The sequence below is a fragment of the Massilia sp. UYP34 genome (assembly GCF_056279385.1).
In genome coordinates, this window is the sequence record NZ_JBWBRF010000022.1 from 34,636 (window position 1) to 48,215 (window position 13,580).

General features: G+C 44.1%; 18 protein-coding genes. 4 read left to right on the forward strand and 14 right to left on the reverse strand.

What is annotated here, in order from left to right; translation table 11 throughout:
* Positions 1-37: 37 nt before the first annotated feature.
* The 3 genes from ACZ9AQ_RS21430 (at position 38) to ACZ9AQ_RS21440 (ending at position 3,577) form a co-directional block, all read left to right on the forward strand.
* Complete coding sequence (locus ACZ9AQ_RS21430; protein WP_429206694.1) at positions 38-1,831, forward strand: methyl-accepting chemotaxis protein; 1,794 nt, start codon at positions 38-40, stop codon at positions 1,829-1,831.
* Positions 1,800-3,068 carry an HD-GYP domain-containing protein gene (locus ACZ9AQ_RS21435; RefSeq protein WP_429206695.1) on the forward strand — a complete coding sequence of 423 codons (1,269 nt, stop codon included), beginning with the start codon at positions 1,800-1,802 and terminating at the stop codon, positions 3,066-3,068. The genes ACZ9AQ_RS21430 and ACZ9AQ_RS21435 overlap by 32 nt, the downstream gene beginning before the upstream one ends.
* Before the next feature lie 68 nt (positions 3,069-3,136).
* On the forward strand, positions 3,137-3,577 hold the full coding sequence (locus ACZ9AQ_RS21440; protein ID WP_429206696.1) for a chemotaxis protein CheW: 441 nt from the start codon (positions 3,137-3,139) through the stop codon (positions 3,575-3,577).
* Between the two features lie 405 nt (positions 3,578-3,982).
* Here ACZ9AQ_RS21440 and ACZ9AQ_RS21445 read toward each other — a convergent pair whose 3' ends face one another.
* A complete protein-coding gene (locus ACZ9AQ_RS21445) occupies positions 3,983-4,159 on the reverse strand; it encodes a DUF3606 domain-containing protein (protein ID WP_429206697.1) in 177 nt (58 codons plus the stop codon).
* Between the two features lie 131 nt (positions 4,160-4,290).
* Here ACZ9AQ_RS21445 and ACZ9AQ_RS21450 point away from each other — a divergent pair, with 131 nt between their 5' ends.
* Positions 4,291-4,968, forward strand: coding sequence for a DUF5677 domain-containing protein (locus tag ACZ9AQ_RS21450; RefSeq protein ID WP_429206698.1), 678 nt, complete (start codon positions 4,291-4,293; stop codon positions 4,966-4,968).
* 42 nt (positions 4,969-5,010) lie between these two features.
* Here ACZ9AQ_RS21450 and ACZ9AQ_RS21455 read toward each other — a convergent pair whose 3' ends face one another.
* From ACZ9AQ_RS21455 to ACZ9AQ_RS21515, 13 genes are all read right to left on the reverse strand, one after another.
* Positions 5,011-5,379 carry a hypothetical protein gene (locus ACZ9AQ_RS21455; protein WP_429206699.1) on the reverse strand — a complete coding sequence of 123 codons (369 nt, stop codon included), beginning with the start codon at positions 5,377-5,379 and terminating at the stop codon, positions 5,011-5,013.
* A 150-nt stretch (positions 5,380-5,529) separates the two neighbouring features.
* The gene (locus ACZ9AQ_RS21460) at positions 5,530-5,745 is read right to left on the reverse strand and encodes a hypothetical protein (protein ID WP_429206700.1); all 216 of its coding nucleotides are present in this window, start codon (positions 5,743-5,745) and stop codon (positions 5,530-5,532) included.
* Between the two features lie 116 nt (positions 5,746-5,861).
* The gene (locus ACZ9AQ_RS21465) at positions 5,862-6,623 is read right to left on the reverse strand and encodes an HNH endonuclease (protein WP_429206701.1); all 762 of its coding nucleotides are present in this window, start codon (positions 6,621-6,623) and stop codon (positions 5,862-5,864) included.
* Positions 6,624-6,714: 91 nt separating this feature from the next.
* Positions 6,715-7,725 (reverse strand): hypothetical protein, encoded by a 1,011-nt coding sequence (locus ACZ9AQ_RS21470; protein ID WP_429206702.1) that lies wholly within the window; start codon positions 7,723-7,725, stop codon positions 6,715-6,717.
* A gap of 57 nt (positions 7,726-7,782) precedes the next feature.
* Entirely contained in the window at positions 7,783-8,277 is a 495-nt protein-coding gene (locus tag ACZ9AQ_RS21475) for a hypothetical protein (RefSeq protein ID WP_429206703.1), read from the reverse strand.
* A 65-nt stretch (positions 8,278-8,342) separates the two neighbouring features.
* Positions 8,343-8,876 carry a 3'-5' exonuclease gene (locus ACZ9AQ_RS21480; protein ID WP_429206704.1) on the reverse strand — a complete coding sequence of 178 codons (534 nt, stop codon included), beginning with the start codon at positions 8,874-8,876 and terminating at the stop codon, positions 8,343-8,345.
* Positions 8,877-9,009: 133 nt separating this feature from the next.
* Complete coding sequence (locus ACZ9AQ_RS21485; RefSeq protein WP_429206705.1) at positions 9,010-9,198, reverse strand: hypothetical protein; 189 nt, start codon at positions 9,196-9,198, stop codon at positions 9,010-9,012.
* A gap of 73 nt (positions 9,199-9,271) precedes the next feature.
* A complete protein-coding gene (locus ACZ9AQ_RS21490) occupies positions 9,272-9,586 on the reverse strand; it encodes a hypothetical protein (RefSeq protein WP_429206706.1) in 315 nt (104 codons plus the stop codon).
* 152 nt (positions 9,587-9,738) lie between these two features.
* Complete coding sequence (locus ACZ9AQ_RS21495) at positions 9,739-9,981, reverse strand: hypothetical protein (protein ID WP_429206707.1); 243 nt, start codon at positions 9,979-9,981, stop codon at positions 9,739-9,741.
* A gap of 56 nt (positions 9,982-10,037) precedes the next feature.
* On the reverse strand, positions 10,038-10,277 hold the full coding sequence (locus tag ACZ9AQ_RS21500) for a hypothetical protein (RefSeq protein ID WP_429206708.1): 240 nt from the start codon (positions 10,275-10,277) through the stop codon (positions 10,038-10,040).
* Positions 10,278-10,400: 123 nt separating this feature from the next.
* Entirely contained in the window at positions 10,401-10,793 is a 393-nt protein-coding gene (locus ACZ9AQ_RS21505; RefSeq protein WP_429206709.1) for a hypothetical protein, read from the reverse strand.
* Positions 10,790-11,689, reverse strand: a complete 900-nt coding sequence (locus tag ACZ9AQ_RS21510) for a hypothetical protein (RefSeq protein ID WP_429206710.1) — start codon at positions 11,687-11,689, stop codon at positions 10,790-10,792. The genes ACZ9AQ_RS21505 and ACZ9AQ_RS21510 overlap by 4 nt, the downstream gene beginning before the upstream one ends.
* A gap of 251 nt (positions 11,690-11,940) precedes the next feature.
* The gene (locus ACZ9AQ_RS21515; protein ID WP_429206711.1) at positions 11,941-13,524 is read right to left on the reverse strand and encodes an AAA family ATPase; all 1,584 of its coding nucleotides are present in this window, start codon (positions 13,522-13,524) and stop codon (positions 11,941-11,943) included.
* Positions 13,525-13,580: the final 56 nt, after the last annotated feature.

The window sequence follows — 13,580 nt, forward strand, 5'->3', positions numbered from 1 at the left end:
AGCGCACTGGTCCAGTTAGACAGTTCTGTCGTTGTCCTTGAACATCACGTGCGGTCCGCCACTTCTTCAAGATTTTCGTTGCATATTCGTAACATCTGTTGCGAAACACGAAAACCGTGCTCAAATTCCTCAAATCATGATACATTTACTCCTGGAAATGTTTCGTCGTCATCAGCGACGTCAAATTTCGGAGGAGAAGATGAGAGAAAATGGTCCAGTTAGTGGTAAAGAATACGTTTTAAAGGACAATCAGACTGTCGTGTCTAAAACAGATCTGCGTGGAAATATCACGTATGTCAACAGAGATTTCATTGAGATTAGTGGATTCTCTGAAGATGAACTGATCGGTTCGCCGCAGAGCATTGTTCGGCATCCAGACATGCCATCAGAGGCGTTTAAAGATTTTTGGGAGACTATCCAGGCGGGTAAGGCTTGGACCGGTCTTGTAAAAAACCGATGCAAGAATGGAGACCATTACTGGGTCGAAGCGAACGCGGCCCCGCTAATTCAAGACGGGAAAATTGTTGGTTACACTTCGGTAAGGGTGAAGCCGACCCGTGATCAAGTCTCAAACGCAGAGGCTGCATACAAAGCTATACGATCTGGGAACAGCGGACTTTTGATAAAAGAAGGCGCTGTCGTGAGCGCAATTCCGCTCAAGAAGCTTTTGTTTTGGCAAAGAATGTCTTATCGGGCAAAGATTTTATCATCGACGCTCTTTCTCAGCTGCCTGCTAGTAGTTCTTGCATTACCAGGCCCTTTTTTGAATTCGACAATTCGCTTAGGATTTGCAGCGACAGGATTGCTCTTTCTTTTCGGCTACCGCGCTGTGTTGCTTAATACGCTTATTGATCCGCTTACGCGGGCGAAGTACGATATCGAAACCATGAGTGCTGGCGATCTAAGTGGTCGGATTAACGCACGTGGCGCTAATGAACTTGCAGATTTAATGCAGGGTCTCCGTGTTTTGCAAACAAATGTGAAACTTCTTGTTGGACAAATCAAGGAGTCGACGGAAGTCGTGCGGGACGAATCAGATTCAATAGCAGGGGGCTCCGCTGCGCTATCAGCACGAATCGAAACTCAAGCGAGTACTCTAGAAGAGACGACATCTTCGATGGAAGAGCTGACCAGCACCGTTCAGAACAACGCCGATCTAGCGAGCGAAGTTAATGCGCTGATCAGTTCAGCGAAAACGACAGCGGTAGAAGGCGGCGCTGATGTTGCTCAAGTTGTTCAGACAATGGCAACCATTCGGGAAAGCTCGCAGCGGATTGTCGACATTATTGCAGTGATCGATGGGATTGCCTTCCAGACTAACATTCTTGCTTTGAATGCAGCAGTAGAAGCAGCGCGCGCTGGCGAGCAAGGGCGTGGATTTGCTGTGGTTGCTTCCGAGGTACGCGCGCTGGCACAGCGCTCCGCTGCGGCTGCCAAAGAGATTAGCGCTCTAATTAAAGACTCTGTCGCCCGTGTCGAAGCGGGAACGGCTCTCGCTGACCACGCAGGCGGGACGATGACACGTATCGTTTCTGGAGTTGAAAAAGCTGCGGAGCTAATGTCGGCTATCGCGGTTGCGAGTCGTGAACAAAGTGCCAGTTTAGCGCAAATGTTCGTAGCGGTTTCGGCAATGGATGCAGACACTCAGAAGAATGCAGGAGTTGTCGAAGAGGCGGCGAATGGGACCGCAGAGTTGCGTGACCAAGCTGAGCATCTCGCGGAACTGGTCGATTCTTTTAAGCTTGTTAGCGCCAGTACAAGATCTCATAGGTCTGGGAAAATTTCAAGCCAGCAATCTCGTGAGCCGTATCGTCTCGCTCTGTCGCAATAGATATTTATTCGGTGTTGAAATGTTGAAAACGATTGATGCCAGTGAGCTTAAACTTGGCATGGCTATCCATGATTTGGACTGCGGATGGATGGAACATCCATTTATTCGCAGTCGTTTTGTTATTCGCAGTGATGAGGAAATTAAAAAAATACGAAGAGCCGGAATCCGAGGTGTTGTTATCGATTGCGAACGTGGTATTGACGTATCGTATGCACCTCCGTTAGCTGTCACTTTGGCGAAGACGGAGACACAATTACAGAGAGTTGCTGAGGAAAATCAGCAGCTACGTCCATCTCAATGTTCTCTAACGGACGAGCAAGGGCGAGCCGTGCACGTAAAACGTCAGGCCATTGAGGTAGTTCGTACAGTCATGAAGGATGCTCGTCTCGGTCGCGCAATCGAAATTGATAACGTAGAATTCGCAGTACAGCGTATTACTGATTCGGTTTTTCGCAATCAAGGAGCCCTGTTAGGGCTGCTACGAATAAAGAATAAAGACAACTACACTTTTCTCCACTCCGTAAGCGTTTGCACTCTAATGGTAGCCTTTTGCCGATCGCGTGGCTTGGCAGATGATGTGATTGTCCAGGCTGGAATTGGAGGGCTTCTTCACGACACTGGGAAAGCTTTAGTGCCTGACAATATTTTGAATAAAGGAGGACGACTCACCGATGAGGAATTCGAGATCGTTAAATGCCATCCGCGCGACGGATATCACATTTTAAAAAATTCGCCGGACATCGGCGAGATTGTTCTAGACATTACCTTGCACCATCATGAGCGACGTGATGGAACAGGATATCCGTGCAAGCAAAGAGAAGACGACATCTCAGAGCTTGCGCAAATGGCTGCGATAGTTGATGTGTACGACGCGATTACGTCGGATCGGTCGTATCACAAGGGAATTTGTGCAGCAGAAGCGCTCCGTAAGATCTATCAATGGAGCGAGTTTCACTTCAATCCAATTCTGACGCAGGAGTTCATGCGTTGCGTGGGAATCTATCCAGTTAGAACATTAGTGCTATTGGAGTCGGGGCGATTAGGCATAGTTATTGAGTCCCATGAAAGCAATCTGCTAACCCCAAAAGTACGTGTTTTTTTCAATTCTAAAACTCGAGCGTACATGCCGCCAGCTACCGTAGATCTTTCGCGTCCGGTGGGGTTTGGGGGGGGCGATAAGATCGTTTCTTTTGAAAAGCCCGAAGCATGGGGTATTGACGTTAAGCGCTTTATGTGATTCGACGACCACTGGGTGATAATTCAGTAAAGTCGAACGCGTTGCTTTTATTCAAAAGATGGCCCGCCATGACCAAAATTTTTTCGCCTGTTTCGTTACTAAGGCTCTCTGCATTCGGCAGAGCTATCGCGATAGAAAAAAGCAAAATCAAGGAAATACTTAAGATTGAAAATAACCATTTAGTAATCCCTTGTAATCGAGGATTGCTGATGACATACCGTAATCAAATCATTCCCGTCGTTGATTGTCGTGCAATTGCGTCAAACGAATCATTCGAAGGGGCAACTGCAATTGTTGCAACAGTCCTCACCAGGAACTTTGTACTTTTAGTTGATGAATGCGGAGACAAATTGCAATTTTCCTACTCAGAGAATCAGAACACTTTTGAGTTGAAATACCATGCTTTCGCATGGATGAAACAATGTGTATGGCGCGATGGGGTGCGCATATTCGTCGTAGATCTCGATTTAATGATGGGGCCCATCATAAAGGAGCATTTACTTAAATAGCCAGCGAAAACAGATTCTACCTGAATCAAGTATATACGATGTTATATCTCAAAAGCTTTTGCGTCACCATCACAGCGCTGAGCCCAGTTTCGAATTTAACGTCATCCATAAAGCATCTTCGCTCATCTTCTGTGTTAAATGTGAAAATATAGTAGGGTGCTCCTTCAATGAGCTCTGCATCCATACTCATACAGGGTGCTGGAACCGCTACAATAAACTGTTCCGCAGTCATATTTCTGGCTCGCCAAAGTTTCTGTTATAACATGGCTGTAAACAGGTGCTGCGAACCGCTTTGCAGAGATTTTAGCTTCTGCGTTGAGTTCGAGGTGTCTACTCATTGAAGAAATATTTTCTAAAATATTAAAAAGCTCCAGTCGCTGCTTTTTGCGAACAAGTGTTGGAAGGTTACGTTTCCAGGTGTTTGCGCACGTCGTCTACCATGACGCCAACAGTCTTGACAGCTTGCTCAAGTTCTTCGCGGGTGACTCCAAGCTCTTGGGTCCAGTAGCGAACCTCATGCTCTTCATTGACATTGATACGGATGCGGTCCTGCTGGCCGCGATTGTTCAGGTCGTCAGACATAGTGCCTCCCTTGTGTAAAAGCTCAAAGTAGCCCGTTCCGGTGTAGGGTTCAGTTCGATGAGTCACTGTCCTGCCAGGGTAGCCCTCGGGTATCCTTGTCTTCATCGCAACCTAAGTAAAAGCACACGACCATGACAAAAATAGCGACTGTTCAAGACTATGCCGATGGACTGGCAGAGCATGCGAAGCGGCTGGCCGTGGTCGCAAGTTGGGAAGGGAAGGGCGAAGCGTGCGCTCGAGATGTAGAGGTCAGGAAGATTGCGGGTCGCTGTGCTGAGCTGGTCCGCGGTGCGTCGGCTCTTGGTGCGCAGAACAACCAGGTAGCCGTAGGTGTGATCGGTCGCACTATGGTTGAGAGCCTAATTCTCATTCTGTGGGTGTGTGTGTCAGAAGAGAACGCGATTCACCAGAGCCAGGCGGGGTTGGCCGAGTTCACCAAGGCGGCGAGAATCAACATGCAAAACGGCAACCTGAAGATCCGAGACCGTGAAAGCGGAGGCGATGCAACTGCCGAGTTTTTGCAGAAGGACAGGTTCAAGAAGCTGCCTAAACAGAAGAAGGTCATTGAACTGGCGACTGAAGCCGGAGTGGATGACCTCTACCAGGTGTTCTACAGGTTCATGTCATTAGCGACGCATGGGCACGACATGCTTGGTGACGAAGAAGATCCAGAAGCCGTGTTGATCGTTGACCTGCAAGGCATTGGCGCCATGAGTCGGGCTGTGGGCCATGTGGGTGTGAAGTGGTTGCTCGGCCGGGTGCGAACAGACAATGAAGCGCTGCGCGAAGTGTTGGGTATCGGAGGGTAAAAAAACTGGCCGGTGTCTTCAAGCCAGTTCAGTAGGTGACAATCAATGTGAGGCGACTCGTTCAAGTATATGAGCTTCCACGTCCTGCTTCTCTTTCACATCTTCAATGAAGTTGTGCATGTCGTCTTCATTATGAAAGCCAAAGACATAAAACGGTGAGCCGTCAATATCTCTTGTGTCTTCGGTTTCTTCTGGTGCTGGAACTGCTGCAAAAAATTGATAGTCCTGCGTAATTTCTTTGTCAACAGGACGTGCAATCAATCCCATCTTCTCTTTTATGTCGCTGATGAAGCTGTCTCTATTAGCTTCGTCTTCAAAGCTGACGATGTGATAGGGTTCACCTTCAATCATTACTGTTTTTTCGTCCTCTTGCGGTGCTGGCACTGCTGCTAAAAATTCTTGTTGGTTCATGATTTCTCCTGTAGGGCTGTTATAAAATCATCATAACAGTTATCTTAAGGAATGCAAGGGCAAGACAAGGTTTTCAAGTAATTGGATATCTGAAAGAGAGAGTACAAAAGGAAAAAGCCCTCAAGGGCTTCTCTTTGCACTACATTTTATTTATTGTATCAACGACATGATTTCCACATAGGTACGAACATCTTCAAAGTATGGCTCGGTCTGATCTTCACTCCACTTAAAACAATACTTTATAACATCTTCAGGAATTTCATTAAAATACTCAAGAGTGTAAAGAAGTTCAGGGTCAAAGTTCTGAAAGCTCGCAAATCTTTCGTCTGTAGTTATCTTTTCTAATGTCTGTGTATATGTCATCATAATTATCTCCATTTGTTTATATAATATTATATTAGCATCATGGTTTCATAATAGCAAGGTTAAAGCAAGGTTTTTATTAAGATGGATATCTATATAATGAAGAATGAGAAAAGATACTATTTTTCCACAAGAACCTTTTCTAATATTGAGCACCAATCCGAAGGTCTGTAGTCTACAAGTCTTCTGTTAGATTTTGAGCTATTACATGAACGGCAAAGAATCTGCATGTTGTCTGCATCAAGCTCATGTTCGGGGAAGAGGGAACGTGGAAGGATATGATCGCAGTGTAGTTCGGAGCCGACTAGACCAGGGCGCTTACACTTCATGCATGTGCAACCGTAGGCACTGATGATGAGGGTTCTAAGATTTACCCATTTGCTTGAGCCATAAAAATTATCATCAACTCTCTGCTCGCGGTAATCACAATAAGCCCTCATTCGCTCCATGAACGGAGTGTCTGCTGGCAATCCAACTCTTCTAATGTATGTTGCGGCTAGTTGCTTCCAACGGATTTCAAGCTTGTTACCGCCATGCCGCCTGAAGGTTCCGTTCTCAACCTCACTCAAAATTTTGTTTGTTTGTTGAAGTAGACGAATTGATTTCTCAACATTTTGCCTTCGTCTACTTCTTTGCAAATTTAATTTGTCTCTGCACTGCTGGCAATTAGCGGACGGTGAGTCATGAAGGAACTCTTCTGGATAACCATAATCAGCAAAGTAGGTTTTCACCTTTGTTTTGAGCATCTTCTTCTTGTAACAAGCAAAGCTCAAGAAATTCGCAAGGTGTCCTTTGCATACTTTTAAATTTGCTTTAGGTTTAACAAGTCCGTTAGTTGCTATTCCTAGTTCAATATTTTTATATAGTGTATTTCTATTCATTCTTCTCTTCTATGTTGTTTGAATAAACATAGCAAAATTAAGATGAATGTCAACGGCGCTAGAGAAAGAAAAACCCCTTTCGGGGCTTCAATCAATCAGGTATGTAGCCTAAGAAGAATCGCTCGGGTATCTTAAAGTAGAAACCGTTATTGTGAGGTGTCTCTACAAGATGAAGGTGAAGTGGTGCCCTTGTATGCTCGGCTGGCTCATCGCAAATTCGCTTGTTCCAGGTAATTTCAAATTTGTGGAAGTCTTTGTTGATACGGGTAGGGAACGTTCCAAGGTGATCAGCCTCGTGTTGAACATAAATGCCGCAACAATTGTCATCGCCAAATATGAAGTTTATATGTCCAGTAAAACCAATCTTGACCAAATCAAGGTTCGATATGAAAAACTCCAGTTTCTTTACTAAACGACCTTTCTCATATCTTAGCTCGTTGCCAATGTATGATCCAAAAGTCTCATAACGCTGCTGAATTTTCTCTAAACGGATGATCTCTCGTTCGGCTTTCTTTTGTGCTTGAAGCTCTTCAAGCTGTGCTTTTCGTTCAGCCACAACAAGTAGATAAGCTGCCTTTGCTTCCTTCTGTTCCTTCCTAGCTTTTACAAGTGCATCCAGTTCGGCTTTGCGTAGTGCCTTCAAGCGTCTATTTTCGGCATGCCGTGCTTCAATAGCGGCTTTTCTCTCGGTCTTTATACGTTTTCGCTCGGCTATTGCTGTAGGGCCAACTACCATCTCCCATAATTCAGAATTTTCCTTAGAAAAGGTCTTAATATTGCAACGTGGAATCCCTGTGGATTTCACTAATGCCTTAACGAGGAAAATCTTTTTTTTCTCGACCGCTGTTTTAAAAAGGGCTTCTAGGGTGGCTAGGTCCTTCTTAAGGTTTTCCTCGCGCTCAAGCTTTTCCTGAATTTTTTCTTCCTGGAAATACTGGTTGATGTGATCCTGTATTTCTTGGCTTTCGATGAAAAGCTTCCTGATCTCCTTGCTTGGTATTCCTAAGTAAGTAGAGAAGTGGTCATAGAGAGCAGGTGTCTTAACTGTCGCCCATCTTGTTATCTCATTCTTGATGTTCTCTGTGTTAAACGTGTTGTTCATGGTATTCCTTATTGTTTTTATTGTTGAGGCCCGTAAGGTGGGCAAGTCCTATATGACTCAGGTTTTTGTGTAAAAATTCTCTGCCATTTTTACTATTTTTCCCTGTCGCATAAGCTCTTGTATCAGGTCGTTTTTTGTATACGATTTTTTTCCATCGTCAACCAGGCGTACCGGAGCCTCATTGCTTATGTAATAGTCGCCATACTTTGATTGGTAATATCTAAGATCAGATACCCAACAATTTGAAATTACGCCTTTCGCATGAAGAGCCAAGAAAATTTCATCATGGATATGCTGAGTCGTATCCACGGCGTCTCCCTGTAAAATTGCGTTGTAGACTTCAGGCCAAGAATTGTATTCGGACTCAAATTCTCTGCCATAGTCGTTGCTTTGATAGCTTTCAAAGGTATCGTAGCCGTGATGCTCTAAAATCAGACTAGCAAGATCATCCTGATCTATTGGCGCCAAAATCTCGCACCCTATCAACTCATATCTGTTGCCTTCCGACCCTGACATGTTGGTGTCGTAATCACTAATTTTTCTATATTCCATAAGTTCCTCTTTATTGTTTTTATTGTTGAGGCCCGTAAGGTGGGCAAGTCCAAAAAATTATTTTCCTATCTCTTTGGAGACGTTTCGGTGTGACTCTGTAATAGATGTACTACTTCAAGGGTCATGTAGCAGTCTGCAAGTGATCTATGAGCCTTCAAACTGATTCGCTCGTTCTTAGTCACATCCAGGGCATGACTGTAGGCATAGACTAGCTTCTCCCAGTAGCCTTGATTGAACTCGTGGGCATAGTCCTCCATTACGCACCAGAACGAATATTTTGAAGAGTCAAAAGACAGTCCATGAAGTGCTGCGGTTTGCCTAATGACTCTTGTGTCGTAGCTGCTGTTATAGATGTAGCAGGTGCCTTGCTCAAGTAGAGCTAAAACTTTGCTGTGTATGTCGGCGTAGCTTGGTGCATTGGCTACCATGTCATCAGTGATTCCATGAATGGCAGTAGCGGAAGAGGGGATAGGCTTAGTAGGTTTAACCAGGGTGTCAAGTAAGACATGTCCCAAGTGATCGATGATAGATATTTCCACTATCTCTGCTGTGTCGTCTAACCCTGTGGTTTCTGTATCTAAAAGTATGAATGATTCCATGCACATTCCTTTTCTTGTTGTTATAAAGTTACTATAACAAAATGAAATCAAAACACAAGGTTAGAGCAAGGTTATTTGTGAAAGTGGATATCATTGTGTTGAGGCGAAAAAAAAGCCCTCCAGGGGCTTATGATTAATCTTTCTCATTCTTGTCTGTGTCGTCCTCAATTAATTCAAAATGCATGTCAATTTCCCCATTCTCATCGCAGTCAGGAATCTTGAAAGTATACTTAGGCGACTTAATTGCGTCTTCAAAATTTTCAAAGTGGTACTTTGAATGCGCGACATTGCTCACTTTTTGTTCTTTATTTTTAACTTCCATAATGATCTCCTTTGGTTGGGATGTTGTTGTGTAGCCCGTAAGGTGGGTAAAGCCTTTATCGTCGCTGTCAATATCAGTTGGATTCAGCTTTGTTATACTCATTAACCAAGTCTTCTAACGGATCTAGTGTTGAAAGTGTAATATTTCCGTTATCTTCTTCATCTTCAGTGAAATCGTTGCCTATCGAGTTGGCATGATAAAGAAATTCGGAGTCTTTTGCAGAAAGCACATCTGTAACAGAATCGCCAACTTTGAAATCTCTAAGTATTGCAAGACTTAATGAAATTTGTTGCTTGTAGTGTTCAATGCTTGCTAAAGCACTCTCAAGATTATTGATTGCGTTTTTTGTATGATTAAAATGTATTTCAGCAATGGAGTTTTTGTACATGATTGATTCCTTTTTACTCGTTATAAAATTACTATAACAAAAGAAAAATAAAACACAAGGTTAAAGCAAGGTTTTTGCAAGTGGATATCATTATCTTGAGGCGAAAGAATACCCCTTAAGAGGGGTAATCTATTTGTGTGACTGTAAGAGAATTAGTCAGATTCGCTCGTGATTGATTCGATGATGCTCTTCACATACTCGCTTGACTCAACCAGGGCATTGGTCAGTGCTTGAAGGTGGTTGCAGGTCGCAATATTGTGTTCTAAATTTTCTATCGGATCGGGCAATGATTGGTTCAGCCGTTCAACCGCATTGTTGATTGCTAAGAAAAGGTAAGCCTGAAAGTGTACATGCTCGGCTAAGCTGTGTTTCTGTGTCATTCTTTGAATTGTCATATATTCTCCTTAGGTTGGGATGTTTTTGTTGTAGCCCGCAAGGTGGGCCAGTCCTATTATGATTCTTGCCAAATCTCCATACTGACGATGTGCGCCTTAGATAAGTGAACTGTCTTGTCACCTACATATATGAAGCTTGGCTCTTCACCATCTTTAAATTCCTTCTCCATGCGAACGAGCTTCGCTTTAATATAAGCTGAACCATCGTCAAATGGATGCTCCAATGATCCTTCAAGACTTAGCTCAAAGAATTCTGCGTCGTTTGTGAATGATACGTATGCAATTGCTGTTCTCATATATCTTCCTTTTCTTGTTGTTATAAAATTACGATAACAAAAGGAAATTAAAACACAAGGTTAAAGCAAGGTTTATTTTAAAGTCGATATCTTCTCTGTCGTAAAAAAAGCCCCCGAAGGAGCTTAGTTGAACCGTAGCTGTTTATTATGTAGCTCTTCAATCTGTCGATATGTTGGAGCATGTAGTGTCATGAGAATTCCCTTGTACTTCTCTAAGTTCTCCGTGATTATTTCATTGAAGATGTCGCTTACTTCATGTCGCCTGTCGTTAGGAGCGTCGTGAGAGATACATGCAATCTCAACCATGATGTAGTTGCGAAGTAGGGCAATCAAGAAGTTGTCCAGGGTAGAGAAGCCCATGATGAACATGTGCTTGTAGGTCTCAAAATATTCAGGGAAGTTCTCATGAGTCATTGCAAGAAGAATTTGATTATCCCTATCGCCTCCTTTCTTCCACATACGAATCATTGTCTCAGCAAAGTGTGTAAAGCCTTCCTTGTACTCATCGCGGGTCATTGAGCTACCTCTTCACAGAATGATATTTTTACATTTGCTTTGAATTTATCCTGATCGAAGTATGAACCTTTACTGCAATCGTTCACTAGGTTTTGTATGTATTCTCTGTTCAATCTGTAGTATTCCATTACTGCATCAAGCTCAGCCATTTCCTGCTCTGTGTAGAGGTGCTTCGTCGGATGCCAGTTGTAGCGCCTCACTTCAATAAAGTGGTCGCTGACGTACATGAACTTGCCGCCTGTGTCCAAGAAATCTCCCTTCAACATTGAGAAGAGGTAAAGCATGATGTTCAAGCTCGTCGCATCGTAATTACTCCAAACGTCATGCAAAATTTTTGGTGCCCATTTGTCCCTGCGGGAGTCCAAGCTTTTACCTCTCAAAGCAAAGTAGCTAGCGTAATAGCTCGCCTTCTCAGTTCGCTTGTTGCTGAAGCCCTTGCCGTTGATCTCGTCTATGGTCGCCTTGGCTTCCTTCCTGAAGGTGTCTAAAGCAAGATCCAGGCGCTTTGTGATAGTGCCGCCGATACTATCCATGTAGAAGGTCCTGACGCTCTCCTGAAGGCTTTGAGTCTCGTCTATATAGAAGACAGACATGATTAGCTTCGTAGTGCCTCGGCTTGGCTGTTCTAAGCCGGTGAGGTTGCAGGTGATACTTCGGCCTGAAACTAGGTCAAGTTCTTCAATGCTGAAATTAGGGGAAAGGTTGGGATCGATCTCTAAGCGCATGTACTCGGTGTTTGGCTGATGGCTTTTACCAGGAACTCTTTTTTCATGGTTCTTTGATCGATAAGCCACGTGATAGACACAACCTGTTTTCTTGTCAGTGACGAATTCACGCTTTGAACGATTTGTTAGGGCATAGTCGCTAATGTAATCAAAAGGTTTTGATAGTTGCATATTTTTCTTTCTCTTGTTGTAGAATTAATATAATAGAAAAAAAGATAAAAGCAAGGTTAAAGCAAGGTTTTTTGCAATATTTATAAATAAGGAATAAGCCCCGTAGGGCGTCGTGCTTTTTTACTTGTTGAAATTTTATTGTCACGAAGTTTAGATGTCCTAAAGGACGAAGAGGGAGAAAGCCTTCAAAGTAGGTTTTGGTTTTGATGAGGTAAGAAAAAAAGCCCGCATGGGCGTTTCTTATTTGCGAGTTAGAACCCTATTTTTTTCTTCTGAACTGCCTTCTTCTTGAAGTGGTGAGGGTGAAGCGTGATTGAAAGTATTCTTCGATCCTTCACTTCTTTCAATGTCAATTCAAGTAGGGCAGTGGCGATAGCGTCACTGATCATTACCTTGGCTTCACGCAATGACATACCCCTTAGTAGAGTTTTGATCTCACCAGGTAGGGTGGAAGGAAAGGCTTTAGATCCTGCAAGCTGTGTCTGGTAGATGCTGTCCACAATCATGTCGTGCTCAAGGTCGGAAGGGTCACGAATCTCCATGATTTTGAAACGGGTTAGCAACGGCTCTGTAAGCCCCTCAGTGCTGTTCGCACACGCTATGTAGATAATCCTTGAGAGATCGACCGGAAAGTCCACAAACTCGTCTGTGAAGGCTTTGGCCGTGTTTTCTTCAAGTAGCTGGTAAAGAGGTGTTCTTGAGTCTTGGCCGTGGGCGCTAGATCCTGACTTCTCAACCTCGTCCAGGACGACGACTGGTGAGGCGGTAGGGCTGTCTAACATGGTGGTCGCGAGCTTGCCAGCCTTGGCTCCGTTCCAGGAAGAGCTTAGTCCTGAAAGTGTCCAGCTTGCCGATGCGGAGGCCATGTCAATGAAGGTGTAGCCGGTCTGTAGAGCATGGGCTAACTCCTTGGCAAAAATGGTCTTGCCGATACCAGGTGCGCCAAGTAGAAGGACAGGTGGGATGTAGTCGCGGCCAGTGAGCAAGTTCAACCTGAACTGAGCCTTGTAGTAGCTGATGACTTCCGAGAAGTGAGGGAAGCGGTCTTCCAAGTGGGCATAGATTTCCTCGTCAACCTCAAGACGCTCCTTGAAGCGGTTGCTGTAGAGCCTGTCAAGGAACCTGCTGTTGTCCTTACCTTTCGCGCAGTCTTGAATTTCGCTCGCTACCCATTGGATTGTTTGTGTTCTGTTAGCGGCGCCAAGTGGTGACTCAACGTATTTCTCTTCAACTACCCCTGTGAAAATGTCGGCTGTGATCCCTTTTGCTATCGTGTCCCTGTCTAGGTCTTTGGTAAGTTTTGATAGATTGTCATAGTTTGCTTTGCATTCCTCAACGAATCTGGCAAGTAGCTTTTTGCTGTGAAGACTAGCAATGAATCTTCTGCAAGCCAATTCTAGCGAAAGATATTTGTATAGAACTTCTTCGCTCTGCTTGAATTCAGTTTCGTTCCAGCCGATTGAGTCTAGTACAGCGCGGATTCTTGCTCTAACAAACTCTGGTGAATCACGTCTTGTTTTGTAGAACTTTATTATGGTATCTGAAGATATAAGGGCATTGAAAGAAAACCTCCAATTGTCACTTGCTGGAGCAATCGCTTCTTCCTGCTCAATAAGAAAAAGCTGGGCATAGACGACTGCATAGGATAAGCCGTGATCATCTTGATAGAGTGAACGAATCTCGGATAGGTATTCGTCGTCTTCTGATTTCGTTTCCTCTATAGTTGGCTCGTAGTCGTCTTTATCAGAAATACCAAGAAGTTCTTCTATGTCTTTGTGTGTGCCTGTCCAACCATCTTCCCAATCCTCTGCAAATCTGTTCTTATTATTATTCATGTGGTGCTCCGTTATTTTTATTGTTATGTGCTCGTGAGGTGAGCAAATCCTTTTCA